The 26,298-nt window shown below is 61.6% G+C and carries 24 protein-coding genes; 12 read left to right on the top strand and 12 right to left on the bottom strand.

Translation table 11 applies throughout. The features are described from left to right. The coding region (locus AC13QO_RS21875; RefSeq protein WP_488541790.1) for a cobalamin-dependent protein at positions 1-543 on the top strand (543 nt) is incomplete at its 5' end. A gap of 45 nt (positions 544-588) precedes the next feature. Here AC13QO_RS21875 and AC13QO_RS21870 read toward each other — a convergent pair. After that, positions 589-1,749 carry a fumarylacetoacetate hydrolase family protein gene (locus AC13QO_RS21870; RefSeq protein WP_085781584.1) on the bottom strand — a complete coding sequence of 387 codons (1,161 nt, stop codon included), beginning with the start codon at positions 1,747-1,749 and terminating at the stop codon, positions 589-591. Positions 1,750-2,117: 368 nt separating this feature from the next. Between AC13QO_RS21870 and AC13QO_RS21865 the strand changes: the two genes are divergently transcribed. Together AC13QO_RS21865 and AC13QO_RS21860 are read left to right on the top strand one after the other, a co-directional pair. Continuing rightward, entirely contained in the window at positions 2,118-3,128 is a 1,011-nt protein-coding gene (locus AC13QO_RS21865) for a Gfo/Idh/MocA family protein (RefSeq protein ID WP_085781583.1), read from the top strand. Between the two features lie 10 nt (positions 3,129-3,138). Further along, a complete protein-coding gene (locus tag AC13QO_RS21860) occupies positions 3,139-4,233 on the top strand; it encodes a Gfo/Idh/MocA family protein (protein ID WP_085781582.1) in 1,095 nt (364 codons plus the stop codon). A 4-nt stretch (positions 4,234-4,237) separates the two neighbouring features. Here AC13QO_RS21860 and AC13QO_RS21855 read toward each other — a convergent pair whose 3' ends face one another. After that, positions 4,238-4,747: a GNAT family N-acetyltransferase gene (locus tag AC13QO_RS21855; protein ID WP_085781581.1), complete on the bottom strand. Its 510-nt coding sequence runs from the start codon at positions 4,745-4,747 to the stop codon at positions 4,238-4,240. Positions 4,748-4,888: 141 nt separating this feature from the next. Here AC13QO_RS21855 and AC13QO_RS21850 point away from each other — a divergent pair, with 141 nt between their 5' ends. Continuing rightward, complete coding sequence (locus AC13QO_RS21850; RefSeq protein ID WP_085781580.1) at positions 4,889-5,281, top strand: VOC family protein; 393 nt, start codon at positions 4,889-4,891, stop codon at positions 5,279-5,281. Positions 5,282-5,328: 47 nt separating this feature from the next. Here the strand turns inward: AC13QO_RS21850 and AC13QO_RS21845 are convergent, their stop codons facing one another. Next, positions 5,329-6,249 carry a helix-turn-helix domain-containing protein gene (locus AC13QO_RS21845; protein WP_183698295.1) on the bottom strand — a complete coding sequence of 307 codons (921 nt, stop codon included), beginning with the start codon at positions 6,247-6,249 and terminating at the stop codon, positions 5,329-5,331. Positions 6,250-6,335: 86 nt separating this feature from the next. Between AC13QO_RS21845 and AC13QO_RS21840 the strand changes: the two genes are divergently transcribed. From AC13QO_RS21840 to AC13QO_RS21820, 5 genes are all read left to right on the top strand, one after another. Next, on the top strand, positions 6,336-7,610 hold the full coding sequence (locus tag AC13QO_RS21840) for an extracellular solute-binding protein (protein WP_097599593.1): 1,275 nt from the start codon (positions 6,336-6,338) through the stop codon (positions 7,608-7,610). An 86-nt stretch (positions 7,611-7,696) separates the two neighbouring features. Continuing rightward, a complete protein-coding gene (locus tag AC13QO_RS21835; RefSeq protein WP_085781577.1) occupies positions 7,697-8,557 on the top strand; it encodes a carbohydrate ABC transporter permease in 861 nt (286 codons plus the stop codon). After that, positions 8,554-9,390, top strand: coding sequence for a carbohydrate ABC transporter permease (locus AC13QO_RS21830; RefSeq protein ID WP_085781576.1), 837 nt, complete (start codon positions 8,554-8,556; stop codon positions 9,388-9,390). The genes AC13QO_RS21835 and AC13QO_RS21830 overlap by 4 nt, the downstream gene beginning before the upstream one ends. Positions 9,391-9,415: 25 nt before the next feature. Further along, positions 9,416-10,498: an ABC transporter ATP-binding protein gene (locus AC13QO_RS21825; protein WP_488541789.1), complete on the top strand. Its 1,083-nt coding sequence runs from the start codon at positions 9,416-9,418 to the stop codon at positions 10,496-10,498. Between the two features lie 36 nt (positions 10,499-10,534). Continuing rightward, positions 10,535-12,538: an aldo/keto reductase gene (locus tag AC13QO_RS21820; RefSeq protein WP_488541788.1), complete on the top strand. Its 2,004-nt coding sequence runs from the start codon at positions 10,535-10,537 to the stop codon at positions 12,536-12,538. A 45-nt stretch (positions 12,539-12,583) separates the two neighbouring features. Here AC13QO_RS21820 and cydX read toward each other — a convergent pair whose 3' ends face one another. The 7 genes from cydX to AC13QO_RS21785 form a co-directional block, all read right to left on the bottom strand. After that, the gene (gene cydX / locus AC13QO_RS21815; protein WP_085781573.1) at positions 12,584-12,706 is read right to left on the bottom strand and encodes a cytochrome bd-I oxidase subunit CydX; all 123 of its coding nucleotides are present in this window, start codon (positions 12,704-12,706) and stop codon (positions 12,584-12,586) included. A gap of 12 nt (positions 12,707-12,718) precedes the next feature. Next, positions 12,719-13,873 carry a cytochrome d ubiquinol oxidase subunit II gene (gene cydB / locus AC13QO_RS21810; RefSeq protein WP_488541787.1) on the bottom strand — a complete coding sequence of 385 codons (1,155 nt, stop codon included), beginning with the start codon at positions 13,871-13,873 and terminating at the stop codon, positions 12,719-12,721. 6 nt (positions 13,874-13,879) lie between these two features. Continuing rightward, entirely contained in the window at positions 13,880-15,460 is a 1,581-nt protein-coding gene (locus tag AC13QO_RS21805) for a cytochrome ubiquinol oxidase subunit I (protein ID WP_488541786.1), read from the bottom strand. A 77-nt stretch (positions 15,461-15,537) separates the two neighbouring features. Beyond that, positions 15,538-17,229: an amino acid ABC transporter ATP-binding/permease protein gene (locus tag AC13QO_RS21800; protein ID WP_488541785.1), complete on the bottom strand. Its 1,692-nt coding sequence runs from the start codon at positions 17,227-17,229 to the stop codon at positions 15,538-15,540. Beyond that, positions 17,226-18,953: a thiol reductant ABC exporter subunit CydD gene (gene cydD, locus AC13QO_RS21795; RefSeq protein WP_488541784.1), complete on the bottom strand. Its 1,728-nt coding sequence runs from the start codon at positions 18,951-18,953 to the stop codon at positions 17,226-17,228. The genes AC13QO_RS21800 and cydD overlap by 4 nt, the downstream gene beginning before the upstream one ends. A gap of 4 nt (positions 18,954-18,957) precedes the next feature. Next, positions 18,958-19,536: a GbsR/MarR family transcriptional regulator gene (locus AC13QO_RS21790; RefSeq protein ID WP_488541783.1), complete on the bottom strand. Its 579-nt coding sequence runs from the start codon at positions 19,534-19,536 to the stop codon at positions 18,958-18,960. A gap of 288 nt (positions 19,537-19,824) precedes the next feature. Beyond that, complete coding sequence (locus AC13QO_RS21785; protein ID WP_488541782.1) at positions 19,825-20,424, bottom strand: HupE/UreJ family protein; 600 nt, start codon at positions 20,422-20,424, stop codon at positions 19,825-19,827. Between the two features lie 269 nt (positions 20,425-20,693). On the opposite strand from AC13QO_RS21785, the gene AC13QO_RS21780 reads away from it, so the two are divergent. Next, positions 20,694-21,725 carry a hydroxyacid dehydrogenase gene (locus tag AC13QO_RS21780; RefSeq protein ID WP_488541781.1) on the top strand — a complete coding sequence of 344 codons (1,032 nt, stop codon included), beginning with the start codon at positions 20,694-20,696 and terminating at the stop codon, positions 21,723-21,725. Between the two features lie 54 nt (positions 21,726-21,779). Here the strand turns inward: AC13QO_RS21780 and AC13QO_RS21775 are convergent, their stop codons facing one another. Together AC13QO_RS21775 and AC13QO_RS21770 are read right to left on the bottom strand one after the other, a co-directional pair. Continuing rightward, the gene (locus tag AC13QO_RS21775; protein ID WP_085781565.1) at positions 21,780-22,793 is read right to left on the bottom strand and encodes a Tim44 domain-containing protein; all 1,014 of its coding nucleotides are present in this window, start codon (positions 22,791-22,793) and stop codon (positions 21,780-21,782) included. Positions 22,794-22,877: 84 nt separating this feature from the next. Next, complete coding sequence (locus AC13QO_RS21770) at positions 22,878-23,336, bottom strand: YbaK/EbsC family protein (RefSeq protein ID WP_085781564.1); 459 nt, start codon at positions 23,334-23,336, stop codon at positions 22,878-22,880. Between the two features lie 249 nt (positions 23,337-23,585). Between AC13QO_RS21770 and AC13QO_RS21765 the strand changes: the two genes are divergently transcribed. Together AC13QO_RS21765 and AC13QO_RS21760 are read left to right on the top strand one after the other, a co-directional pair. Further along, complete coding sequence (locus AC13QO_RS21765) at positions 23,586-24,932, top strand: extracellular solute-binding protein (RefSeq protein WP_488541780.1); 1,347 nt, start codon at positions 23,586-23,588, stop codon at positions 24,930-24,932. Positions 24,933-24,996: 64 nt separating this feature from the next. Then, positions 24,997-26,298 (top strand): carbohydrate ABC transporter permease, encoded by a 1,302-nt coding sequence (locus AC13QO_RS21760; RefSeq protein ID WP_488541779.1) that lies wholly within the window; start codon positions 24,997-24,999, stop codon positions 26,296-26,298.

Here is a 26,298-nt window from a genome sequence, read left to right as displayed (position 1 = left end):
GATGCGATGCGCGCTGCCTTTGGTGATCATGCCGCGACACCTGATGTCATCAGGGGAGTCTATGGCGAAGCCTATGACAATGAGCCGGAACTTGCCGTCCTGAGGGAGCGTATGGCAGGGGTGACGGAAGCGATGGGGTACCGGCCGAAAATCATGGTCGCCAAGCTTGGTCAGGACGGGCACGACCGGGGCGCTAAAGTGATCGCCTCGGCCTTCGGCGACATCGGCTTCGACGTGCTCGCCGGTCCGCTGTTTCAGACGCCTGACGAGGCTGTCGAGTTGGCGCTTGATCGAAAGGTCAATGTCGTCGGCGTCTCGTCGCTCGCCGCAGGCCACAGGACGCTGCTGCCGCAGTTGGTCGAGAGGCTCAGGGAAAAGGGTGGCGACGATGTCATCGTCGTCTGCGGCGGCGTCATCCCACGACAGGACTATGAATTCCTTCATGAACACGGCGTTGCGGCCGTGTTCGGCCCGGGCACGAACGTTCTGGAAGCGGCAAACTCCGTTCTCGACCTGCTAGAGGGCAAACGGCGAAACCAGTAGTTCATAAAATCTGCGCAGCCGGAGGCAAACCGCTGCGCACTTTGCTTAGAGCAACCCGCGCGTCGCAAGGTTGCGCATCAGTGCCGATATGCCGAAGGTCCACGGCGGGCATTCGGTGGAGAGGCGCACGGTATTGACGAGCGTGCCGAGCCCGGCCGAGGAAATCTCGACGACATCGCCGATCTTGTGCGTAAAGCCTTGCTTCGGCGCATCACGGTCCTGCGTTGGCGCAAACAGCGTTCCGAGAAAGAGCATGAAACCATCGGGGTATTGATGATGAGGGCCAAGCGTCTGTTTGACGAGATCGGTCGGGTCGCGGCTGATCTGTGACATCGAGCTTTTCCCATGCATCACGAAGCCGTCCTGACCCGTTACCTTCAGATCGAGTTCGGCCTTGCGCACGTCATCCAGTCCATACCCGTCATCAAACAGACGGACGAAAGGTCCGATCGAGCAGGAGGCGTTGTTGTCCTTGGCCTTGCCGAGCAGGAGCGCCGAGCGCCCTTCGACATCGCGAAGGTTGACGTCATTGCCGAGCGTCGCACCCTTGATTTCACCGCGGCTGTTGACCGCGAGCACGATTTCCGGCTCCGGATTGTTCCATGTCGAGATCGGATGCAGGCCGACATCGGCACCCCAGCCGACCGAAGAGAGCACCGGCGCCTTGGTGAAGACCTCGGCATCGGGGCCGATGCCGACCTCAAGATATTGCGACCACATGCCCTCGTCGATCAGCGCTTGCTTGACCTTGGCGGCCTCGGGCGAGCCGGCCTTGAGGTTGGTGAGACTGCCGCCGATCAGCGCGCTAACGCGCTCACGGATCGAGGCGGCACGATCGGGATTGCCGGCCGCCTTCTCCTCGATGACGCGTTCGATCATCGACTGGGCAAAGGTGACGCCGCAGGCCTTGACCGCCTGCAGGTCGGCGGGCGCTAAGAGGTAGGGTCGTCCGGCATCCGGCTTTCCGGTGCTGTTGGCGGCAATCTCCTCCAGAGGACCGATCTCCTTGCCACTTGCGGCTCGGACGAAGCCCGCGGCATTCTGGCTCTCGACCAGGGCGCTCAGCGTCGGCGCCTCGTGCGAGGTGATGTCGATGAGCATTCCGTCACGAAGCGTCACGATGCTCGGGCCGGCAACTTCGGGATTCCAGACGCGCCCGACAAAAATTCCGCCGGAAGCGGCAGCATCGAGAAGGGGATGAGACATGGTGATCCTCCGTTACAGGCAGCGGCGAGCGCTCTTGAAAGAATTCCGAGATTGTTGCCGCCCTCCAGCCCGGCGGCCGGCGAAATCGATCACATTCGGCCGAGCGGAGCAAGATAGGCGGGGGAAAAAGACTTTTGCCGGATCGGATTGAAAAGCGGATCTGCTGCCTGCATCAAGTCGAATGAAGGTCACAAATAACTATTTAGATACATAATAAGCTTTATTTTTCAGATGGTTGAATACGAACACTGGCGATTTCACCCCCCAGCTTGCCTTGACAGGAGCCTGCTTTCGTTATCTGTTTTGGCCGATATGGAGGATGCCGGCACCAGCCGGCCGCACGAAAATCCCGGGAGGATATTGCAGCGATGTTGAGATTTGCCGTCGTCGGAATCGACCATGGGCATACGTTCGATCACGTGAAGGGACTGCTCGCCGCAGGCGGCGAGTTCGTTGGCTATTGCCCGCAGACCTCCGTGCCGGCATTGCGGGAAGCCTTCGAGAAGACCTATCCCGATGCGCCGCAGATCGACCGGGAGAAACTGTTCGACGATCCCTCGATTGATGTCATCTGCATTTCCGCCATTCCGCGTGACCGGGCCGGACTCGCCATCCGCGCGATGAAAGCGGGCAAGGACGTGATGACCGACAAGCCGGGTGTGACGACCTTTGCCCAGCTCGAGGAGGTTAAGCGCACCGTTGCCGAGACCGGCAAGATCTTCTCCATCTGCTTTTCCGAGCGCCATTGTGTGCGCTCCGCCGTCAAGGCCGGCAAGCTGGTTAAGGAAGGTGCGATCGGCAAGGTCATTCAGACCCTCGGCGTCGGTCCGCACCGGCTGCAGCTGCCGACCCGACCCGATTGGTTCTTCGATCCGGAATATTTCGGCGGCATCATCGTCGACATCGCCTCGCACCAGGTCGATCAGTTCCTGTTCTATACCGGCTCGACCTCGGGCGAAGTCATCGCCAGCTCGATCGGTAATTTCGGCATGCCCGATAAACCCGCCTTCCAGGATTTCGGGGAGGTGCTGCTGCGCTCCGACAAGGCGGCCGGCTATGTCCGCGTCGACTGGTTCACCCCGGAGGCGCTGCCGACCTGGGGCGACGGCCGCCTCACCATCCTCGGTACGGAGGGTTATATCGAGCTGCGCAAATATATCGATATTGCCGGTAGGCCGGGCAAGGATCACCTCTTCCTCGTCAATGGCAAGGAAATGACCCATATCGATTGCAGCAGTGAGAAGCTCGATTATTTCGACGCGTTCACCGCCGATGTCGCAAACCGCACGCAAACGGCGATGACGCAGGATCACGTTTTCGAAGTCTGCCGGCTTTCGCTCGAAGCCCAGACGAAAGCCGCGCGCATCGGCGCTCGCTGAGGAGGATATCATGGCCAGAAAATTACGCGTCGGCGTTATCGGCGCGGGTATTGCCGCGCGGCACCTGACGGGCTTCGGCTGGAACAAAGATCTTTTCGAGGTTCCCGTCCTTTGCTCGCTGGACGAGGATCGCGGCCGGGCGCTGTGCGACGAATTCGCCATTGCGGAATATACGCAGGATGCGGATTCGCTGTTTGCCCGGAACGATCTCGACATCATCGACATTTCGACGCCACCGAGCTCGCATTTCGAACTCTGCCGCAAGGGAATCGAATCCGGCAAGCATGTGATTTGCGAGAAGCCGCTCTTCGGCTCGATTGCCGAAGTCGATGAGATGGGCCGCATCCTCGCCCGCTTCCCGGGCAGGAAGCTGATGCCGATCTTTCAGTATCGCTACGGCTCCGGCCTGCAGAAGCTGAAACTGCTGATCGAGCAGGGCCTTGCCGGCAAGCCGTTCCTGACGACGATCGAGACCCATTGGTGGCGCGGGCCGGATTATTACGCCGTGCCGTGGCGCGGCAAATGGGCGAGCGAACTCGGCGGCGGCCTTCTCGGCCACGCGATCCATGCCCATGACATGCTGAATTATGTGCACGGTCCCTGCGCCGAAGTATTTTCCTATGGGGCGACGCTGGTCAATCCGATCGAGGTCGAGGATACGGCCGCCCTCTCGGTGAGAATGCAGAATGGCTCGCTGGCGACGCTGTCGATGACGCTCGGCTCGCGCAAGGAAATCTCACGGCTGCGTTTCTGCTTCAGCGATCTCGTCGCCGAGAGCATCCTCGAACCCTATACGATGGGCCGCGATCCCTGGGTCTTTACCGCCGGAACCGAAGAGCACCAGGCGCGGGTCGATGCGGCGCTCGCCGCCTATGTGCCGGGCGAGGATGGTTATACCCGCCAGTTCGAGCTTTTCCACAGGGCGATCGTCGAGGACACGGAACCGCCGGTGACGTTGCAGGATGCCCGCAATTCGCTGGAGCTGGTGACGGCCGCTTATTTCTCCCAGCGCACCGGCCGGCCGACGCCGATGCCGATTGCCGCCGATCATCCGCTCTATCGCTCCTGGCTCCCGGAAGAACAGCGTAGGTCCGACGGCCTCTGAACGATTACGCGGTGGATGCCGGGCGGCGCTTGGCATCCACCCTGAAACGCTTCTTGATCCGATCGACCGGCGTTCCGTCCAAAAGCGGGACCTGAATGAGCCGGTCATAAGGCTCAAAGCCCATCTTTGTGTAATAGGCAAGACCTCCGACATTGTCGGCACGAATGGTCGCATTGATGAATTCAAGCCCGAGTTCCTCGGCTGCTGCCAGCGTCGCCGGAAAAAGGGCGCTGCCGACGCCGGAAATTTTGGGGTTCATGCGGGCAAATGTCGCGATATCGGCATAACCTCTCGGTGGATCGCCATAGAGACTCAACGACTGGAAGCCGGCAAGCGACCGATCATGCTCCGCGACATGACAGATAAGGGGGAACTCGCCGTCGATGAACCAATCCGCGAATTCCGCAGCCGTCAACGGCGTCTCGAGTGCGGTTGTTCCGCCGGCCAGAATGAGTTTGTTCAGGAGACTGCACAGTTCCTCCGAGTCGGCGGATACCGCCCTTCGAATATGCATATGGTTCTGACCCGTTTTTACTCCCACCGTACAGGTGACGTCCACAAAGCACAACCGACTGCCTCGTCGACTGCCGTCAACGCCCTTCGATCCTCCTTGAAAGCCTTGGACCTTTTGCAATCCTAACCGAGAGAAGCACCCATGCTGAAATCCTTCGAACATGTCGGCATGACGGTCAGTGACATGGACCGCTCCGTCGATTTTTACTGCAGTCTGCTCGGCCTGCGCCTGCATCTGCGCAAGAGGATGGCCGATGGCGCCGAGATCGCCTTTCTCGATGCCGGCGGCGGCATGCTGGAAATTTTCGCGCCGGCAGAAGGCGCGGCGAGGGCGGTCGACGTGCCGGACGGTGCGGCCGGCCTGCGCCACCTGACCTTCCTGTTCGAAAATGTCGAGGGGACCTTCGCTCGTCTGGAAAAGGCCGGCGTCGCGATCAAGGAGCGGCCGCGTCTGGCAATCAACACCGAGGTTCTGCACAAAGTCGCCTTCGTTCGTGATCCCGATGGCATCCAGATAGAGCTCGCCGAGAGGTAGCTCAGCGTTTGGAGCCGCCGATTACGATCACCGAGGCGAAACATGCGTTAGTTGCGGAAGGCGCCGGCGGGCATCGTCGTCACCAGGCGGATGTCGCGACGGAAATCGGACGGCGACATGCCTGCGATGTGGCGGAAGGATTTGTTGAAGGCGCTGATCGAGCCGAAACCGCTGTCCATCGCCACCTGCAGAACATTGGCGCCTTCGCTCATCAGCATTGCCTGGGCGCGAGAGAGCCTGAGCAGCGTCACATATTTGCTGAGCGTCATGCCTGTCGATCGCTTGAAAAGATTCATGGCATATTTCGGATGCAGATCCGCGGCGCGAGCGATATCGACCGAATCGATGTCCTGGAGGAAATTGGCGGCGATGAAATCGCACATGCGCGCGACGCTTCGCGAGGAGTTGGGATGCAGCTGATCGCCGTCCAGGCTGGCGGTCGTCTTCGATGTCGTCATCGAATAGGGTTCGAATGCGATACGCTCGATGCGCAGCAGCAATTCGTCGACAGCGTGCTGGGCCTTGGCGGAATCACCGGAATTGGCATAGCGAAACCAGCGAGCGAAGTTTTCGTTATCAGCAGCGTCCGTTGCCGAGGTCAGCAACGTCTCACCTTTCATAAGACGACTGGAAATGCTGATCGGCAGGCGCAGCCGGAAGAAATAGACAAGCGGCAGGTGAGCACCGGCATAGAGCGAATCATCTGACGATTCGTCCATCTGATGCGGCTGCCCACCCCAAAACAGGCACATATCACCGGCGTTCAGCCGAAACGCGTGATCGTTCATGCGGTAATGCACACTTCCGCGCATGACATAGTTGATCTCGACCTGCGCGTGCCAGTGCGGCATGGCCATGACGGGCGGGTGCGCGTGAAACATCTGCAGTGCCGTCGGCGAACCCTCGATGCTGCTAGCGCCGGGCTGATAGATTGCGCGCGTGCCGACCTTACTTTCCGCCAAATCAATATTCCCTTTTTAGGAGACAGCCGCTCCCTTGCGGATAGTCTAACCGCGTTCGTGAAAGATCGGCAATTGAAAAGGGAGGATTTTCAATGCGCTTCAAACTTCTCGCTGCGACCGCAGCTGTCGCACTGCTTGCTTCCGGCTCGGCCTTCGCTGAGTCGGCCAATCTCACAATCTGGAGCTGGAATGTCGCCGCATCGGCGTTGAAATCCACGCTTCCCGGCTTCAACAAACAATTTCCCGATATCAAGGTCACCGTCGAAGATCTTGGCAACAGCCAGGTTTTCGACAAGACGCTCGCAGCCTGCGCTGCCGGCGGCGACGGCTTGCCCGACATTGTCAGCATCGAAAATTTCGAGGCTGAAATCTTCTGGAGCCGTTTTCCGGATTGCTTCGCCAATCTGAAGGAGCTCGGCTACACGGCCGATATCCAGGCGAAGTTCCCCGACTTCAAGCGCACCGAACTTGAGGTCGGCGATGTCGCCTATGCCATGCCGTGGGATTCCGGTCCCGTCGCCGTATTCTACCGCCGCGACATGTACGAAAAGGCCGGCGTCGATCCGAGCACGATCAGCACCTGGGACGATTTCATCGCCGCCGGCAAGAAGATTTCTGCCGCCAATCCCGGCGTCGTCATGGCACAGGCCGATTTCAACGGCGACAGCGAATGGTTCCGCATGATCGCCAATGAACAGGGCTGCGGTTATTTCTCGACCGACGGCCAGAACATCACCATCAACCAGCCGGCCTGCGTCGCCGCGCTGCAGAAGGTGAAGGAGATGAAGGACGCAGGCACGCTGACCGCAGCCAACTGGGACGAGAAGATTCAGGCCAACACCGCCGGCAAGGCCGCAAGCCAGCTCTATGGCGGCTGGTATGAAGGCACGGTGCGCTCGACCTCACCCGATCTCAAGGGCAAGTGGGGCGTCTACAGAATGCCGAGCCTAACGGCCGACGGCCCGCATGCCGCCAATCTCGGCGGCTCATCGCTCGCCATTTCAGCGACCTCCGCCAACAAGGAAGCCGCCTGGAAGTTCGTCAACTACGCCCTCGGGACGAATGAAGGCCAGGTCACCATGCTGAAGGAATTCGGTCTGGTCCCGTCGCTGCTGTCTGCCGAGAAGGATCCTTTCGTCAACGAGCCGCAGCCCTATTGGGGCGGCCAGAAGGTCTGGGCCGACATTCTCGCGACCCTGCCGAAGATCGTGCCGAGCCGCGGCACCGCCTTCCAAAGTGATGCCGAAGGCATCTTCAAGGCAACGCAGGCGAAATTCTTCGCCGGCGGCTATCCCGATGCGAAGGCGGCTCTCGACGATGCCGCCAAGCAGATCGCTTCCGCAACCGGACTTCCGATCGCGCAATGAATGACGATGCCGGGCGCTTCCCGCGCCCGGCATTCACCCGCCTGCAGCGCGGCCCGTCATTCATTCGTTCGTGAGGAGGAGGCTCGATGCCGTTCAGAACCCGGAGCGCCTATGCGTTCCTCGCCCCCTATCTGCTTGTTTTCGCCACCTTCTGGGTCTGGCCGATCATCGACTCGTTCCTGATTTCCTTTCAGAACACGCGCATCAATCCGTGGAAATACAGTTTCCAGGCCAATTGGGGCCGGCTCTTCTACGACCCTGCCTTCTATAACGCTCTCTACAACACGCTGATCATCCTGGTGATCCAGGTGCCTGTGATGATCGCGCTGGCGACCGTCATGGCCGTGCTGCTCAATTCGCCGCTTCTGAAAGCGCGCCCGCTTTTCCGTTTCGCCTTCTTTGCCCCCGTCGTCGTCGGCGAGGTCGCCTACGCAGCCGTGTTCCGGCTGATGTTCAGCCTTGATTTCGGCATCATCAACAAGATGATTTCAGCGGTCGGCTTCAGCCCGATCTCCTGGTTCGACAACGCCAATGCCGCGATGGCGGTGATCATCCTCGCCGTCACATGGCGCTGGGCCGGCTATAACGCCATCATCATCCTGGCCGGCCTGCAGGCCATCCCCGACGATGTCTACGAGGCCGCGACGCTCGACCGGGTGAGCAAGACACAGCAATTCTTCCACATCACCCTGCCGCTCTTGAAGCCGATCATCCTCTTCTGCGTCGTGCTCTCGGTGATCGGCACGATGCAACTCTTTACCGAACCCTTCCTCATCACCAATCGTGGTGGTCCGGGCGGCGGCACCGAGACACTCGGCCTCTTCCTCTACCGCCAGGGTTTCACCTCGCTGAACTTCGGTTATGCCTCGGCGATCGCCTATACGATGGCAGCTCTCGCCGTGGTGATCTCCTTTTTCAATCTCTGGATCGGGAGGGACCCGAAATGAGATCCAAGTCGCAATCCCTTCTCGTCCGTCAGATCGCGCTGCACGCCGCGCTGGCGCCGCTGGCGCTGATCTGGCTGTTTCCGCTGTGGATGATGTTCGTCTTCTCGACAATGCCTGACAACGGCATCTTCAATCCCGAGATCGTGCTGTGGCCGTCGACCAATTTCGTCGAGAATTTCAAAAATCTGCAGGCAGATACCGATTTCATCGGCGCAATGGTAATCTCTATCGGCGTGGCGCTTATCTATACCGTGCTCTCGGTGATGCTGACCTCGATGGCCGGCTGGGCGCTGGCGCGTTATCGTTTTGTCGGCCGGTCCGTTGTCATCGCCATCATCCTCGGCACGATCACGCTGCCCTTCTCCGTGGTGGTCATACCGCAATTCATCATGGTGGCGCGCGAGTTCAAGCTGGCAAACACCTGGGTGGCACTGATCGTGCCGCCGCTTTTCAATTCGCTCGGCGTCTTATTCATGCGACAGTCCTTCTCGATGATGCCGGGCGAGCTCTTCGATGCGGCCCGCGTCGAGGGCGTCAAGGAATGGCAGATATTCCTGCGCATCGCCCTTCCGCTGGCGCGCCCGACCATGGCGGCATTGGCGATCATTCTCTTCCTGCATTCGTGGAACAATTACCTCTGGCCGCTGCTCATCAATTCCAGACCGGGGATGATGACGGCGCCGGTGGCATTGGGAACGCTGATCGGCCTCACCAAAGTGTCCTGGGGAGGCATCATGGCCGGCGCGGTGCTGCTGACTGCGCCGATCCTCGTCGTCTTCGTGGCGCTCCAGCGCCATTTCATCGCCGGCATCGCGGCCGGCGCAATCAAGTAATCGGGCAAGTAATCGGGGAAGCCGAATGGCAGAGCTTTCACTTACCAACATCGTCAAACGCTTCGGCGGCTTTGAGATCATCCATGGCGCCAATCTGGAGGTGAAGGACGGCGAATTCGTCGTCTTTGTCGGCCCTTCCGGCTGCGGCAAGTCCACGCTGCTGCGGATGATCGCCGGCCTTGAGGATATTACATCGGGCGAGCTTCGGATCGGAGGCAAGGTCGTCAACGACGTCGAGCCGGCAGATCGCGGCATCGCCATGGTCTTCCAGTCCTATGCGCTCTATCCGCATCTGACGGTCGAGGAGAACTTGAGTTTCGGCTTGCGCATGAACGGCAACCCGAAGGCCGATACCGAGCGGCGCGTGAGCCATGTCGCCGATATCCTGCAGATCACCGAACTGATGAAACGGCGGCCGAAGCAGCTTTCCGGCGGCCAACGCCAGCGCGTTGCCATCGGCCGTGCCATCGTTCGAGAGCCCGAAGTCTTCCTGTTCGACGAACCGCTATCGAACCTCGATGCCGAGCTGCGCGTGCAGATGCGCGTCGAGATCTCAAGGCTGCACAAACAGCTCGGCACGACGATGATCTATGTCACCCACGACCAGACCGAAGCGATGACGCTTGCCGACCGCATCGTCGTGCTGCGCGCCGGCAACATCGAGCAGATCGGCGCACCGCTCGACCTCTATGACGACCCGGCCAACCAGTTCGTCGCTGGCTTCGTCGGCTCGCCGAAGATGAATTTCCTGAAAGCCGCGGTCGTCGAGGCGCGGCCGGGCCAGGCGGTTATCGCGCTGGAGAGCAATCCGGAGACGCGCCTGCCGCTGTGCATCGCCGATCCCATCGAAACCGGCGCGAAAGTGACCCTCGGCATCCGGCCCGAACATTTCGTCGATGGGGGTGCTGGCGATACCGATCTTACCGTTGCCATCGATGTCGCCGAACACCTCGGCAATACCAGCTACATCTATGCCGCCGTCGGCGACGAACAACTGATCGTTGAGCGGCCTGAATCGCGCACATCAGGCAATCGAGAGACGCTGACCGTCGGCCTTCCCGCCAACCGCACATTCCTTTTCGACGGCGCCGGCAAACGGCTCCGCTGAACCAATCCCAAGGCAGAAAGACGAAAGAGGATTCCCATGACTTCCGATCAACCGATCCGCTGGGGCATCATCGGCCCCGGCACCATCGCTCGCACCTTTGCCGATGGCGTTGCCCACTCGCGCACCGGCAAACTGGTCGCGATTGCCACCCGCAATCCTTCCAAGCCAGGACTTGCCGAAAACTTCCCAGGCGCCCGCATCGTCGATGGTTACGAGGCGCTGCTTTCCGACCCTGAGGTCGATGCCGTCTATATTTCCGTGCCCCATACCGGCCACGCCGAATGGGCGATCAAGGCGGCGCGCGCCGGCAAGCACATCCTTGTGGAAAAGCCGATCGCGCTGTCAGCCTATGATGCCGAAGCCGTTTACTACGAAGCCAAGAAAGCCGGGGTCTTTGCGGGCGAAGCTTTCATGTACCGGGTGCATCCGCAGACGGAAAAGCTGGTTCAGCTCATCAAGAGCGGCGTCATCGGCACAATCCGCATCATCCGCTCGAGTTTCGGCTTCAACATGGGCAGCTATAAGCCGGAGCATCGGCTTTTCGCCAATGATACTGCCGGCGGCGGCATTCTCGACATCGGCGGTTATCCTGTTTCCATGGCACGATTGATCGCCGGCGCTGCGGAGGGCAAGGCCTTCCTCGAACCGGAAAAGGTGTCGGGCGTCGCCCATCTTGGAGAGAGCGGCGTCGACGAATGGGCGTCGGCCGTGCTCAAGTTCCCGAACGAGATCATCGCCGAAGTCTCCTGCTCGATCATGGCGCAGCAGGACAATGTGCTGCGCATCATCGGCTCCGAGGGCAGGATCGAGGTCGCTGACTTCTGGTTCGCCTCCGGCCACAAGGGCGGCGTCGGCAAGATTGAAATCTTCAAGGGCGGCAGCCGAGAAATGATCGAAGTCCGGGAAGAGCGCTGGCTCTATTCCTTCGAGGCGGATGCCGCGGGCGATGCGATCCGGGCCGGCAGGACCGAGTTCAGCACTCCCGGCATGAGCTGGACCGATTCGATCGCAAACCTGCGCGTGCTCGACCAGTGGCGGGCCTCGGTCGGTCTCGAATATGGTGTCGAGAAGGCCATCAAACGCACGTCCAATATATCAGGCGGCGCGGTCACGCGCGGCAACAGCATTCCGCAGCGACAGATTCCGGGCATCTCGAAGCCCGCTTCGGTCGTGACCCTCGGCTTCGAGTTCTTCCCGAACTTCGCCGCCGCCTCGCTGACGCTCGATGCTTTCTACGAGGCGGGCGGCAACGCCTTCGACACTGCCTTTGTCTATGGCGCCGGCAAAACGGAGGCAATCTTCGGCGACTGGCACACCAGCCGCAAGGTGCCGCGCGAGGAGATCGTGCTGATCGGCAAGGGCGCGCACTCGCCGCTCTGCTACCCGGACATGATCGCAAAGCAGCTCGACCAGTCGCTCGCCCGGCTGAAGACCGACTATGTCGACATCTATTTCATGCATCGCGACAACACCGATATACCCGTCGGCGAGTTCGTGGATGCCATGGATGCCGAGGTCAAACGCGGCCGTATCCGAGGCATCTTCGGCGGTTCGAACTGGACGCGGGCGCGTTTCGACGAGGCGATCGCCTACGCCGACAAGACCGGCAAGGCGGCGCCGGCAGCGCTTTCCAACAATTTCTCGCTCGCCGAGATGCTGGATCCGATCTGGGCCGGCTGCGTCGCCGCCTCCGACGACGATTGGAAGACGTGGCTGAACGAGAAGCAGATTCCGAACTTCGCCTGGTCCAGCCAGGGCCGCGGCTTCTTTACCGACCGCGCCGGCCGCGACAAGAAGGATGATGAGGAGATCGTTCGCGTCTGGTATTCGGAGCGCAATTTTGGACGCCGCGACCGCGCCATCGAGCTCGCCAACAAGCTCGGCCGCAGCCCGATCCATATCGCGCTCGCTTATGTCATCGCCCAGCCTTTTCCGGTCATTCCATTGATCGGGCCGCGCACGATTGCCGAATTGGAGGACAGCCTCTCGGCTCTCGACATCAAGCTGACGCCCGATCAGGTGAAGTGGCTGGAAGGCTGATGAACGAGGGGAGGGGCGCGGCTTCGGACCGCGCCCTTTCCATGTCTACTTCTGCGCCTCTGACGCCTTCTTTCTGGCGGCATCGTCCATCAGCTCGTACCACATGGCATTGAGGACGGCGAAGGCGGCTGCCAGCGGCAGGCCAAGGATCCATGCGAAATACCACATCGTTTCGTCTCCTCAGTAAGCGTGACTGTTCTTGTCGGTGACGGACTTCTCGTCGACCTTGCCCCACAAAACCTTGTAGACCCAGGCGGTGTAGGCAAAGATGATCGGCAGGAAAATTACCGACACGACGAGCATGATGAACAGCGTCATATGGCTGGAGGATGTATCCCAGACCGTCAGGCTCGATCGCGGATCGAGCGAGGAGGGCAGGATGAACGGGAACATCGAGAGACCGACCGTCGAAATGATGCCAAAGATCGCGACTTTGCTGAAGAGCAGCGTCATCACCTCGCGCCTTGCCCGCATGGCGATGAAGGCCAATGCCGCACCGGCAAAGCCGAGGACGGGTGCCAGGATCATCCAGGAATGGGCGGTGTAATTGGCAAGCCAGGCACTCTTTTCGATCACCACCGTTTTCAGCAGCGGATTGGAAGGTCCGATCGGGCTTATATCGCTGGTGATCCGGTAGCCGCCGACACCGAACCACAGGAAGAGGCCCCCGAGGGCAAACAGCAAGATGGCGGCAAGGGCGGCGATGCTGCCATAAGTCCTCGCCCGTTCCGCAACCGGCCCGCGCGCCTTCAGCACCAGCCAGGCCGCGCCATGCATGGTCAGCATGGCGACGGAGAGCAGGCCGCAGAGCAACGCATAGGGGTTGAGCAAGGCAAAGAACGAGCCTTCGTAGAAAATCCGCATATCGTCGGCGAAGCGGAAGGGCACGCCCTGCAGCACATTGCCGACGGCGACGCCGAAGATCAGCGCCGGCACGAAGCCGCCGATGAAGAGCGCCCAGTCCCAGCCGTTGCGCCAGCGCGAACTGTCCCGCTTTGACCGATATTTGAAACCCACCGGACGAAGAATGAGCGCTAGGAGGATCGCAAACATCGCGAGATAAAAGCCCGAGAAGGAGACTGCATAAAGCGGCGGCCATGCGGCGAAGATGGCGCCGCCACCGAGGATCAGCCAGACCTGGTTGCCTTCCCAGGTGGCGCCGATGGTGTTGATCGCCACGCGCCGTTCCGTATCGGTCCTGGCGACGAAAGGCAGCAGCGTGCCGACGCCAAGGTCGAAGCCACCTGTCGTCGCAAAGGCGATCAGCAGCACGCCGAGCAGCAGCCACCAGATGACGCGCAGGGTTTCATAATCGATGAGTTCGTGAAGGATCATGGCAGGTCACTCCGCGGCCGGGACGAGGGTTTCGGAAATCAGGACGGCTTCCGGCTCGTCGTCCGGCTCCGGTCCCTGGCGGATCGCCTTGATCATCAGCCTCATCTCGATGACGATCAACACCGTGTAAAGCGCGGCAAAACCGATGATCGTCAAAAGCACGGTGCCTGCGCCGAGGCTGGAGACGGCCGCCGCCGTCGGCAGCACGCCTTCGATCACCCAGGGTTGCCGGCCAAATTCGGCGACCACCCAGCCAAGCTCGATGGCGACCCAGGGGAGGGGAATCGCTAGAACGGCAATCCTCAGAAGCAGCGGATACTTGTCGAGGTGGCGCCGCGCCGACAGCCAGAAAAAGGTTGATGTCAGCAGGATGAAGAAGATGCCGAGGCCGACCATGATGCGGAAGGACCAGAAGAGCGTCGGCACATGCGGGATCGTATCGCGCGCCGCCTGAGCGATTTGCGCGTCGGTCGCCTGACGCGGATCGTCGACGTAGCGCTTCAGAAGAAGGGCGTAACCGAGATCATGGCCGAGATCCTCGAAAGAGCTGCGCACTTCCTGGGCCACCTGATCCTGGGCGGGTGCGGCGCGGATCTGCATCAGCGCATCGTAAGCCTTGATGCCGTCGCGGATGCGGGTTTCGGCCAGCTGTTCGAGCTTGTCGATACCGGGAATCTCTGTTGTCAGCGACCGCGTGCCGATCAGGCCCATGACCCAGGGGATATGCACGGCGAAATGTGTTTCACGCGCATCCTGGTCGGGGAAACCGAAGGCGGTGAAGGCGGCCGGAGCCGGCTCGGTCTTCCACATGCCTTCGATCGCGGCAAGCTTCATCTTCTGGTTCTCGGTCGCGAGATAACCGCTCTCGTCGCCAAGCACGACGACTGACAGCGCCGAGGCGAGGCCGAAGGATGCCGCCACCGTCATCGAGCGCTTGGCCAGTTCGATATGCCGGCCCTTGATCACATACCAGGCCGAGACGCCGAGCACGAAGATCGAAGCGCAGACGTAACCCGCCGACACCGTATGTACGAATTTCGCCTGGGCGACGGGATTGAAGACCACGTCGAAGAAGCTTGTTATCTCCATACGCATCGTCTGCGGATTGAGCGCCGATCCCACCGGGTTCTGCATCCAGCCGTTGGCGATGAGGATCCAGAGTGCGGAGAAATTCGAGCCGAGCGCCACGGCCCATGTGGCGACGAGGTGGCCGACCTTCGACAGCTTGTCCCAGCCGAAGAAGAACAGTCCGACGAAGGTCGCCTCGAGGAAGAAGGCCATCAGGCCCTCGATCGCGAGCGGCGCGCCGAAGATGTCGCCGACATAGTAACTGTAATAGCTCCAGTTCATGCCGAACTGGAATTCCATGACGATACCGGTTGCCACGCCGAGCACGAAATTGATGCCGAACAGCGTGCCCCAGAATTTCGTCATCTGCCGCCAGATCTGGCGGCCGGTCATGACATAGACGGTTTCCATGATTGCCAGCAGCACGGACAGGCCGAGCGTCAGCGGCACGAACAGGAAGTGGTAAAGCGCCGTCAGCGCGAATTGGAAGCGCGATAGCGCGACGATGTCTAATTCCATTGTCTTTCTCCCACGGTCCCACGGGGTACGGAGCGTTCCTCAGCGCCGGCTGGCGCCTGAGGGCATGCGGGTCTGGCTCAATCCGGCCGAAGCCGGTCGAGCGCCTTTTCGAACGCCGCCTCTCCGCGGCGCGAAATCTCTGAAATGCGGCCGCCTTCGATGACGGCGATGCAGTCTGCAATCGCGGCCTCGCGGCGGATATGGGTCGCGATGACAAGCGAGCGGCCCGCTGCCATTGCCGACAGGCGCTGGAGCACATCGCGGGCGGTGGCGCCGTCGAGGCCTTCGGTGGGCTCGTCTAGCAGCCAGAGCGGCGTATCGCGCAGGAAAAGTCGGGCAAGCGCCAGCCGGCGCGATTGGCCGCCGGAAAGGCCGAGGCCGCCTTCGCCGAGCCGCGTCTCAAGCCCTTGCGGCATGGCATCGACATCGGCCAGCAGGCCGGCGGCGGCAAGCGCATCGTGCAGATGGCCATTGCTCGCATCCGGATCGGCAAGAAGCAGATTGCCGCGCAGACTATCCTCGAAGAGTTCCGTCCGTTGCGTCAGCAGGGTCGCCGTCACTGCGGCGACGCTTCCCGACCTCGCCCGCAATTCGCCGGAAAGCAGAGCCAGCAGGCTTGATTTGCCCGCGCCGCTCGCGCCGATGACTGCCAGCCGTTCGCCCTGCCGTAGCGCAAGCTTGATGCTCTCAAGAGCAGGCACCGCGGAATTTTCATGGAAGGCGGACGCGCCAGCAAGTGCAAAGGCATATCCGGGCATCGGTAGCGCCAATGGCTCCGTTGCCGCCGCGGCGGCAAGCCTTGGCGAGATGCGTCTCGCTGCCAGCAGCGTCCGGCCGAGTTCCAGGGCGCCGCGACGCAGCGCCGCGAAGGGTTCGACGGCCGCCAAGGCGACGAGCAGGCCGAGGGCCGCGACAGGCGCGGTGATCGCCTTCGTCTCTCCAAGCGCCGCCACGGCAAGCAACGAAGCCGTCAGCAGCAAGGCCGAGACGAGGCCGAAGCCGAAGATCAGACCGGTTTCGACGCGATTCAGCCCGTCATCGGCATGAGCGGCATAGCTGTCGGCAGCAGCAATCGCGCTCCTCTGGGCCTCAAGCCGGCCGGCCATCAGCAGGTCGGTCTGGCCGGCGACGAGATCGATCATCCGCGAGCGCAGTGCCTCGATGCCATGGGCGCGCCGGCGGGCATGCTTGCGCGCCGCGCGGCCGCCGATCCATGGCAGGCCGAGGCCGGCGCCGGCGAGAAAGAGGCCGAAGGATAGGCCGAACAAGGGATGCATCAGCCCCAGCACCACGATCGCAGCCAGTGCTGCGCCGATTGCGACGGCGGCCGGCACGAGAATGCGGAGATAAAGGGAATCGAGCGCATCGATATCGGCCGTCAGCCGGAAGAGCAACCGCGCGGGGCGGCGCAAGAGAGCCCGGGCGGCACCCGGTTCGGCAAAGCCGCGAAACAGCCTCTCGCGGATCGCGGCGAGCACACCGAGCGTCGCCTCATGGGTGGCAAGTCTTTCACCGTAGCGAGCCGCTGTCCTGATGATGGCGAGCAGGCGAATGGCGGCAGCCGGCGCAAAGACGTCGAAGGTCATGGCAGCCGCGGCCGAAAGGCCGGCAAGCGAGGTGGCTGTGATGAACCAACCGGACAGGCCCAGCAGTGCAATGCCCGCCGTCACCGTCGCTGCCGAAAGCGCAGCACCGAGCAGCAGCGCGCGCCGGCGCTCGGCAAAGAACAGAATGAGGATCGGTCTGATGTCTGCAACAAGGAAACTCATTCGGCCGCCTCCCTCATGACGAAAGCGGCGTCGACGCGGACAGTTCGCTGCATGCGAGCGGCAAGCTGCGGATCGTGTGTCGCAACGACGAGGGTACGGCCCCGTGCGAGCGCAAGCAGGCTCTCTGCCACATCAGCCGCGGTGGCGGCGTCGAGATGGGCGGTCGGCTCGTCGGCCAGAATGATCTTCAGATGCGGATTGCAGGCCGCGCGCGCGATCGCAAGCCGCAGCGCCTCGCCGCCGGAAAGCCCGATCCCGCCTTCTCCGAGCGGCCGGCTGCCATAGGCGTCGGCCACCTTTCCGAGGCTGGCGGCATCGAGCGCGTCCGCCACATTGCCGCGTGAGATGCCGGGCCTTCCGAGCGCAATGTTGGCCGCGACGGTGCCGGCAAAGATATGCGGCTTCTGGCCGATCCATGCCATCGCACCCCTCAGGCTGGCGGCAGTTTCATCCCGAAGCTCGATGCCGCCGATGACGATGCTGCCGCCACATGGCGCCAGCCCTGATATCAGCGAAAGAAGCGTCGACTTGCCGCAACCGCTGGCGCCGAGCAGCGCCAGATGTTCACCGGCAGCGATTTTTAGGTTGAAGCCGTCGAGGACAAGCGGCTCGTCGGCGCCGTAACGGAAGGCAAGATTTTCGAGGTAGATGTCAGGAGCCTCGCCGCCAGCGGTTAACACTGCCTCAGCCGCCCCGGGGATCGGCAAAGCATCGGCAGCAAGCGCATCCAGGGCTTTCAGCGCCGCTTCACCGGCCGCCCGGTCATGCCAGACGGCCGAGAGTTCGCGCAGCGGCTCGAAGAAGGCGGGCGCGAGCAGCAGGATGAACAAGCCTTCTTGCAGATCGAGCCCGCCTGACCAGGTTCCGAAGCGGATTTCGCCGAGCAGGCTGAAGCCGACATAGACGGCTATCATCGCTACGCCGAGTGCGGCGAAAAGCTCGAGCACAGCCGAGGACAGAAAGGCGATTTTCAGCACGGACATGGTGCGCGCGCGCAGCAATTCCGCCTCGTGACGCAGCCCCCCGGCCGTTGCATCGACTGCGTCGAGCGCGCGGATCGTCGTCAGTCCGCGCAGCCGATCGAGCAGGAAGCCGTTGAGACCGCCGGTTGCGACAAGCTGTCTTTCGCTTGCCGCTTGGGCGCGCCAACCGATCAGCGCCATGAAGATGGGGATCAGCGGCGCGGCAAGCAGCAGGAGCAGAGCGGCGACCCAGGAGACCGGCATGATAAAGACAAGGATGACGAACGGCACAAGGCTCGCCTTGATGCGTGCCGGCTGGAAGCGCGCGAGATAGGGCACGATGAGTTCGGCCTGTTCGCCGATGACGCTTGCGGCTTTGCCTGATGCCGGCCGGCCGCGGTCGGTCGGCGACGATTGGGAAAGGGCAGCGACAGCGAGTTGGCGCTTGCGAGTGAGTTCCGTGCGTGCGGCGCGGAAGGCCAGACGGCCTCCAGCCGCCTCCAGACAGCTTTTTATCAATCCTAGGGCGAGGATGCCGAAGGCCAGCCAAAGCACGTCGTGCAGCCCGCCGCCATCGGCAATACGATCGACCGACACGGCCAGCAATCCCGCCTGCGGGATCCAGAAGGCGGCGGCCAGCGCCTGCAGCATCGCCGCATTGCGCAACTGGCCTTTTCCCGCGTCGGCGTGCGGCGATAGCGGCTCGCAATTGCGCGGCCGGATTTCCACTTCGTTTGTCGCGTCGAAGAAAGCAGTGCCCATGGCGCTAACTCTTGTTCGCAGGATTCGGCCGGCGGGCTCGGCCGAGCGAGACGATCCGGTCCTTGGCCTCCAGAAGCTTTGTCACTTTCGCGCCAAGCGAGAGTAACGTTGCGAGCCTTTCCGTTTCAAGTTGTTTCACATCTTCATACCAATGGGTCAGTTGTTCGATCAGCGTGTGCATCTCGCCCATGCGCTCCTGGGCATAGCGCTCGGCTTCGCTGGTAGGGCGCTGCATCAGGATCTCGCGCAGAACCGACAGCGTCGGATCGACTTCCCGCTTCTTTCGCTCCTCGGCGAGCGTCCGCAGTATCTGCCAGACATCATCCGGCGTGGTGAAGAAATCGCGGCGGTCATCCGGCTTGTGCTTGAGCAGGACGAGGTTCCAGGCCTGCAATTCACGCAGGCTCATCGACACGTTGGACCGCGAGATGCCGAGAGAATCGGCGATCTCTTCCGCGCAAAGCGGTGCAGGGGAGACGAAGAGCAGGGCGTAGATCTGGCCGACTGTGCGGTTGATCCCCCAGCGCGAGCCCATTTCGCCGAAATGGAGAACAAAGGACTGGACAAGAGGCGGAAGATTCATGGTCGTTTCCGTGTCGTCTGTGATTTCAGAAATTTCTGAAGCTACTATACAGACTTTCGGACCCGGCCGACAATCTGCAAGACGGCCCTGCGTCAATTTGGATGCCTGTCGGTTCGTTGCTCGTGCGCCATATATAGCCTGCCCCGGCGCCGATGGATTTGACTTAAATCAAGTCTGTAGCAATTTGCGAGGCGACGAAAAAACGCCCGGCAAGGTGTTACCGGGCGTTTGGTGACTGCGATATCAGGTGCGGACGCCCCTGCGGGGCCGGCTGGGATGGCGTCAGGCTCAGATCAAGCCGGACAGGAGGCCGACGCCGGCGAGGGCAGCAATGCTGCCGGCCGTGCGCGTCACCAACACGCCTTGACGTTTGCCGGCGTGCCCGACGGCGTAGCCAAGCGCGAGGCCAGCGGCGTGCAACAGTGCCGTGGCGACCATGAAACCGGCGGCATAGGCGCCGCCCGCAGCATTTTCCGGCATTTCAGCGCCGTGCGCATGACCATGGAAAATGGCGAAAAGGCCGATGATACCGGCCGCTGCGGCGAGCGGCGCCTTGACATTGAACGCCACAACGGCGCCAAGCACGACGACTGAAAGCGCGATACCGGTTTCAACAAAGGGGACATTGATACCGGAGACGCCAAGGAGACCGCCGAGTGCCATCACCAGAACGAAGGTCGTCGGCACAAGCCATACGGCGCGGCCGCCGAGCTGAAAGGCGAAAATGCCGACCATCACCATGGCGAGGATATGATCGAGGCCGGATATCGGATGGGCAAAGCCATGGCTGAAACCCGCCGCTTCGCCGATCGCGGGATGGGCGGAGGCGACGGCAGGAAGCGCGATGGCGGCCAAAGCCAGCAAGCTGCTCTTGAATGCTGATTTCATTGCTCGATCCCCTCTTAAGTTTTCCGGTATGTGGCGGCGGCCAGTAAAGACGTGCGCGCAGGCTAGTTCAAGGAATTTACGTCGTCAACGAAAACTCTAAGAAATAGCAAGGCAATTCAATTGCTTATCTGATAGGCAAATGCCGCTTTCGACAGCGTCGCCGCTTCCACCCGATGTAGCGAAGCATCACGAACTGGAAAGCGTTTCGCACAGAAGCTATCAATCGAAGAGCCGAGGCGGCGCCTACCGCCGCGATGGAGGAGATGTCCATGACGAATGCCGAACGACCGCTGGCGATCAGCGCGCCCGAGCCGCGCACGCTCGACCTGATCTTCAGCGACAAGGCGCGCACCGAACTGCATGCGAAATACGAGATCGTCGAAGCCGATCCGGAGAATATCGCCGGTCTCGGAGACGAAATCCTCGGCCGGGCCCGCTACATCATCGGTCAGCCGCCGCTTTCGGCCGAAACGCTCGCCAGAATGCCGGCTCTGCGCTCGATCCTCAACGTCGAAAGCAATCTTCTGAACAACATGCCCTATGACCTGCTCTTCGAGCGCGGTATCCATGTCGTGACGACAGGCCAGGTCTTTGCCGAGCCGGTCGCCGAAATCGGGCTCGGCTTTGCGCTGGCACTGGCGCGCGGGATCATCGATGCGGACGTCGCCTTTCGCGAAGGCAGCGAGCTTTGGGGCGGGGAGGGCAATGCAGGTGCGCGGCTGATCGCCGGTTCCGAGATCGGCATCGTCGGCTTCGGCGATCTCGGCAAGGCGCTGCGCCGGGTCCTTTCCGGCTTCAGAGCGCGCATCAGGGTGTTCGATCCCTGGCTGCCGCGCTCGATCCTCGAGGAAAACGGCGTCGAACCTGCGAGCCTTGAAGATGTGCTGACGAAGAGCGATTTCGTCTTCGTCGTCGCGGCCGTCACCAGTGAAAACAAGGGTTTTCTTGGCGCTGACGCCTTTGCCAGCATGCGCAGGAGCGCCGCCTTGATCCTGCTCAGCCGCGCCGACGTCGTCGATTTTGATGCGCTGATGGCGGCCGTGGCGTCCGGCCATCTCCTTGCGGCGAGCGACGTCTACCCCGAGGAGCCACTGCCGTCTGATCATCCGGTACGCAGCCTGAAAGGCTTCATCCGCTCGGCGCACCGGGCCGGAGCGCTCGACAGCGCCTTCAAGAAGATGGGCGACATGGTACTGGAAGACATGAACCTGATGGATCGCGGTCTGCCGCCGATGCGCTGCAAGCGGGCCGAACGCGAGACCGTCTCCCGCATGCGCTCCAAGCCGGTGGCAGTGAATTAGAAATGCCGCCCAAGCTGGTTGTCAGCTTGGCGGCATCCATAGTGGCTGGTTTTTTTAGGCGGCGCGCTGGCCGGTGCCCTGAATCGCAGCGAGCTTCCAATCCGCGCCCGGCTTGCGCACGAAGGTCCAGATTTCGATGCTTTCACTCGGACGGCGGTCGTCGCCGGAAACGACACGACCGCTGTCGCGTTCGACCATGGCATCGATGGAGGAATAACGCATGGCAAGCGTCGCATATTCCTGGCCGTTCTCGCGCCAGGCCTCGGCAATATCGCCCTGCAGCAGCCTGACGTCGGAGACACGGTTGCGCACGCCGTTGGTGGCGTTTTCTCCCAGTTCCTCGGCCAGGTAGGACATGGCCTCGGGCGTCGTCAGCCGGCGCAACGTGCTGTAGTCTTCGGCGCCGTAAGCGGTCTGCACCTTAGTCAGCAACTCCTCGAACTGGTCGAGATCCGACTGGGTCAGCCCGATCTCGTCGCTCGGGTGATCGCGGCGCGACTGCCCGCCGTAACCGGCGCCCGAGCCGATCGCCGGAATCTGGAACGACGAATTGTTCGTGGGCGCCATGTTGAAGGACTGGCCGGCGGACCGGCTCTGGCCGCCGATGCCGTAAGAGGGCTGGCGGCGGTTGGCGAAATAGCGCATGGCGAACATGATGGCGCCGCCGATCAAGGCAATCTGCAGCAGCATGCCAAGGAAGCCGAAGCCGCCGCCGAAACCATGGCCGAGCAGCATGCCGAGAAGGCCGCCGGCGATCAGGCCGCCGATCATCGACCGGCCGAAGCCATTGAAGAAACCCGGGCGCTGCTGGGCGTAGCCGGGCTGCTGCGTGCCATAGGGGGCGGTCGTTTGCGGGCGCGGCGTCATCGAGCGTTCAATGGGGGCAGCCGGGGCAGGCGCCGTGCGGGTAACCGGAGGCGCGCTGAAAGTACGGGTGCCACGGCTTCCGAACCCGCCGAAGCCGCCGGCGCGGCGCGCATCGGCATCGCTGATCGTGGCAAAAACGGTAGCGCTCGTCAGTACGGCAATGGCCGCCATCTTGGCAAAACGCGAAACGGTACTCGGCATTCCTGGTCTCCTGTCATGCACAATCACGGCATGTCGGGATAGAATATAGGTCGTCTTTCTTCTGTTTGAAGTTTTTCGGCCGCTTTATTGGCAGACGTCGACCCAGCTGGCGCCGGTCAGCTCGGCCAGCCTTCCTGTGGCGATGCGCACGGCCGAATTGGTCGAGCCGGCCGCCGGCACCACTTCATCGAAGCGTTTCAGCGAAATATCGCAATAAATAGGCAGCGGTGAGGGCAGGCCGAACGGGCAGACACCGCCGACGGGATGGCTGGTGACCGCCATGACCTCTTCGGCATCGAGCATGCGCCCCTTGGCCCCGAAAGTGTCCTTGAACTTGCGATTGTCGAGCCGTGCCGTACCGCCGGCAACGACCAGCATCATCTGCTCGCCGACGCGCAGGCAGATCGTCTTGGCGATCTGGGCGGGCTCAACGCCATGGGCTTCGGCGGCAAGCGCCACCGTCGAGGAGCTCTCGGCGGTTTCGATGATTTCGATGTCGGGTGCGTGGGTGCCGAAGAAGGCGCGGACGGATTCAAGGCTCATGGGTGGGATGCTAGACCAGGAAAGGCGCAATTTGAAGCATAAAAGATGCTCGCCGAACACCGCCGCTTGCAAGTGCCGCGGACATCGTCATAATAATTTTGCACACGTGCTCAATTTTGTCATTCGGCCGTTACAACAAGCCCATAGAGCGGGACTCGTCACGTTTTCGCGGGCTTTCGAAGCGGTCGTCAACACCAGTGATGACCCGTCAAAGAGGCCTCACACTGGTCTTCTGGGGAGATGAAGAAGATGACCATTTTGCCGACGTTGAAATCCCTTACTATCGCGGCTGCCATCCTGGCCTCGACCTCCGTATTCGCACTTGCCAAGGACGTCACCATCAGCGTCTGGGCCGGCGGCACCGGCCCGAACGACGTCTATCGTCTCGATGCCATCGAGATCGCGGCTCAGCAGTTGCAGCGCGAAGCCGCCCTCAAGGGCGAAGATCTGAAAATCACCGTCGAGAAGAAGCCCTATAGCGCCTGGGAAGACTTCAAACAGGCCTTGACCCTTGCCGCAGAAGCAAAGACCGCCCCGAACATCGTCGTCAGCGGCCATGAGGACATCGCGCCTTGGTCGCAATCCGGCCTGATCGTTCCGATCGAGGATTATGTCGACCTCGATTCCTGGCCGCTCAACGGCATCTACGAAAATCTTCTGAAGATCGCCTCCTACAACGGCACCGTCTACGGCATCCCGCAGGATGCCGAATCCCGACCGATGTTCTTCTGGAAGCCTTACATGAAGGCGATCGGCTACAGCGACGCCGATCTCGACGCCCTGCCTCAGAACGTGCAGGACGGCAAGTATACGATGAAGAACCTGCTCGAAGACGCCAAGAAGATGCAGGACAAAGGCCTCGTCCAGCCCGGCTACGGCTTTTATCCGCGCACCAGCAACGGTCCGGATTACTGGCAGTTCTACACCAGCTTCGGCGGCACGATGGAAGACGGTGGCAAGCTCGTTTTCGACAAGGCCGCGATGACCCGCACTTATCAGTTCTTTGCCGACGCCGTTAAAGCAGGCGTCACCAAGAAGAACCATATCGGCATGCCGGGCGATCAGTGGTGGAAGGAAGTCGCCACCGGCAAGGCCGGCATCTGGGACGGCGGCACCTGGCACTATGCCCGTCTCGTCAACCAGGAAGGCCTCAAGGATTTCTTCGGAAACGTGATCTTCACGCTGATACCGGCCGGCGAAGGTGGCAAGGCCAATACGCTGACGCATCCGCTCGTCTATCTCCTGACCGCAGGTCACAGCCAGGATGATACGGAGATCGCTGCCCAGCTGGTCAAGATCGCCTCTGAGCCCCGCACCAACGCGTTGCATGCGGTCAAATCAGCCCATCTCGGCATTTCCGAGGCGGAGTCCCAGGTCGATTTCTATTCCGCCGACCGCTGGACCCGCGAAGCCACCGAACGCCTGCTGCCGCATGCCAACGCGATGCCGAACAATTCCGATTTCGGCACCTATTGGAACATCATGTGGAAGAACCTCGAAGCTTCCTGGACCGGCGCCAAGGCAGTCGACGCCGCAGTCGGCGACGCCGAAAGCGAGCTGAAAAGCACGCTCGGCGACAAGATCGTCATCCGCTAAGATCGAAGCGTCCCTCCGGGCGGCGGCGACCCGCCGCCCGATCGATCCCTTCGAGGAGGCTTCCATGAAATCGTCCAGAACGCTCGGCCTGGTGATGATCGCGCCTGCGGCGATTATGATCGTGCTTTTCTTCCTGATGCCGGTCGTTCTGACGGCAGTCTTTTCTATGACGAACATGACCACGGCGACCGGCATTTCAGGAGGTGTCTATCAGATCGCACCCAATTCGTTGATCACGCTGAAATCGGTAATGCCGGAGATCGCGGCCGAGTTGGCCGAGCCGCGCTACACGATCGACGAAGCCGGCCTCAAGGCCGTGGAGAGCCTCGGCCTTGCGCCTGCGATCGCGGCGGAGTTGCGCGCCAAGCACGCCGGCGAGGTCTTTGCGACGCGGCGCGAGGCCGAACGTATGATCAAGGATCTTGCCGAACGACCTTCGACGCGCGAGGTCAAACAGATCTCCGAACAGTTCAACCGCTCCGTCCTCAATACGCGCTTCGACAGCAAGGAACAGCTGTTTTCGTCGCTGGACGGACTGGGGCTCAAGCTGACGCCGGAGCAGAAGGAAACCGTCGCCAAGACCACCTATACCGGCTGGACCTGGACGACCGACAATTTCTCACGCATGACCAGATCGCCCGACATGGCGCGTGTGCTTTTCAATACCGTGCTCTATGTCGCGCTGGTATTGATGCTCTTCAACGTCGGTTATGCTCTGCTGCTTGCCATCTGGACGCATTACATGCCTGCGACGCCGGCCTCAATCTTTCGCGGCATCTGGCTCCTGCCGCGCATCACGCCCGTCGTCATCTACGTCATGTTGTGGAAGTGGCTTGCCTGGGACAGCGGCTTCATCTCCATCCTGATGGGCAAATTCGGCTACCCCCCGAAGAACTATCTGCTCGATACCGCCTATAATGCCTGGTCTTTCGTCGTGCTGATCAACGGCTTCATCGGCGCCTCGATGGGCATGCTGGTGTTCTCGTCGGCGATGAAGGCCATTCCGAAGAGCCAGTTCTATGCGAGCGAGGTCGACGGCGCCTCACGCTGGCAGCAGATCCGCTACATCATCCTGCCCCAGATGCGCTGGCCGATCCTCTTCGTCACCTGCTATCAGACGCTGTCGCTGCTCGCCTCCTTCAATGAAATCCTGCTCGCCACCAATGGCGGGCCGGGCAACGCGACCGAGGTCTGGGCGCTCTCCGCCTATCACACCGCGCTCAGGAATTATGCCGGCAATCTCGAATACGGGCTGGGAGCCGCCATGGCGCTGGTGCTCGTCGTCATCGGCGTGATGCTGTCGCTCCTCTATCTGCGCGTCTTCAACTACCGCACGCTTGTCGCCAAGCCCCTGATCGAGGATTGA

This window comes from Rhizobium sp. CNPSo 3670 (assembly GCF_057784555.1).
Note: the sequence above shows the minus strand (reverse complement) of the source record. Positions and strands in the feature narration are given on the sequence as shown.

What these genes read in the sequence shown, in the direction of transcription:
- AC13QO_RS21785 (WP_488541782.1), bottom strand. Translation starts at nt 20,424, where the DNA reads ATGAAATCAGCATTCAAGAGCAGCTTGCTGGCTTTGGCCGCCATCGCG.
- AC13QO_RS21855 (WP_085781581.1), bottom strand. Translation starts at nt 4,747, where the DNA reads ATGCATATTCGAAGGGCGGTATCCGCCGACTCGGAGGAACTGTGCAGT.
- cydB (WP_488541787.1), bottom strand. Translation starts at nt 13,873, where the DNA reads ATGATCCTTCACGAACTCATCGATTATGAAACCCTGCGCGTCATCTGG.
- AC13QO_RS21820 (WP_488541788.1), top strand. Translation starts at nt 10,535, where the DNA reads ATGACTTCCGATCAACCGATCCGCTGGGGCATCATCGGCCCCGGCACC.
- AC13QO_RS21790 (WP_488541783.1), bottom strand. Translation starts at nt 19,536, where the DNA reads ATGAATCTTCCGCCTCTTGTCCAGTCCTTTGTTCTCCATTTCGGCGAA.
- cydX (WP_085781573.1), bottom strand. Translation starts at nt 12,706, where the DNA reads ATGTGGTATTTCGCATGGATCCTTGGCCTGCCGCTGGCAGCCGCCTTC.
- AC13QO_RS21760 (WP_488541779.1), top strand. Translation starts at nt 24,997, where the DNA reads ATGAAATCGTCCAGAACGCTCGGCCTGGTGATGATCGCGCCTGCGGCG.
- AC13QO_RS21800 (WP_488541785.1), bottom strand. Translation starts at nt 17,229, where the DNA reads ATGAGTTTCCTTGTTGCAGACATCAGACCGATCCTCATTCTGTTCTTT.
- AC13QO_RS21805 (WP_488541786.1), bottom strand. Translation starts at nt 15,460, where the DNA reads ATGGAATTAGACATCGTCGCGCTATCGCGCTTCCAATTCGCGCTGACG.
- AC13QO_RS21775 (WP_085781565.1), bottom strand. Translation starts at nt 22,793, where the DNA reads ATGCCGAGTACCGTTTCGCGTTTTGCCAAGATGGCGGCCATTGCCGTA.
- AC13QO_RS21825 (WP_488541789.1), top strand. Translation starts at nt 9,416, where the DNA reads ATGGCAGAGCTTTCACTTACCAACATCGTCAAACGCTTCGGCGGCTTT.
- AC13QO_RS21780 (WP_488541781.1), top strand. Translation starts at nt 20,694, where the DNA reads ATGACGAATGCCGAACGACCGCTGGCGATCAGCGCGCCCGAGCCGCGC.
- AC13QO_RS21835 (WP_085781577.1), top strand. Translation starts at nt 7,697, where the DNA reads ATGCCGTTCAGAACCCGGAGCGCCTATGCGTTCCTCGCCCCCTATCTG.
- AC13QO_RS21860 (WP_085781582.1), top strand. Translation starts at nt 3,139, where the DNA reads ATGGCCAGAAAATTACGCGTCGGCGTTATCGGCGCGGGTATTGCCGCG.
- AC13QO_RS21840 (WP_097599593.1), top strand. Translation starts at nt 6,336, where the DNA reads ATGCGCTTCAAACTTCTCGCTGCGACCGCAGCTGTCGCACTGCTTGCT.
- AC13QO_RS21765 (WP_488541780.1), top strand. Translation starts at nt 23,586, where the DNA reads ATGACCATTTTGCCGACGTTGAAATCCCTTACTATCGCGGCTGCCATC.
- AC13QO_RS21865 (WP_085781583.1), top strand. Translation starts at nt 2,118, where the DNA reads ATGTTGAGATTTGCCGTCGTCGGAATCGACCATGGGCATACGTTCGAT.
- AC13QO_RS21830 (WP_085781576.1), top strand. Translation starts at nt 8,554, where the DNA reads ATGAGATCCAAGTCGCAATCCCTTCTCGTCCGTCAGATCGCGCTGCAC.
- AC13QO_RS21870 (WP_085781584.1), bottom strand. Translation starts at nt 1,749, where the DNA reads ATGTCTCATCCCCTTCTCGATGCTGCCGCTTCCGGCGGAATTTTTGTC.
- AC13QO_RS21850 (WP_085781580.1), top strand. Translation starts at nt 4,889, where the DNA reads ATGCTGAAATCCTTCGAACATGTCGGCATGACGGTCAGTGACATGGAC.
- AC13QO_RS21770 (WP_085781564.1), bottom strand. Translation starts at nt 23,336, where the DNA reads ATGAGCCTTGAATCCGTCCGCGCCTTCTTCGGCACCCACGCACCCGAC.
- cydD (WP_488541784.1), bottom strand. Translation starts at nt 18,953, where the DNA reads ATGGGCACTGCTTTCTTCGACGCGACAAACGAAGTGGAAATCCGGCCG.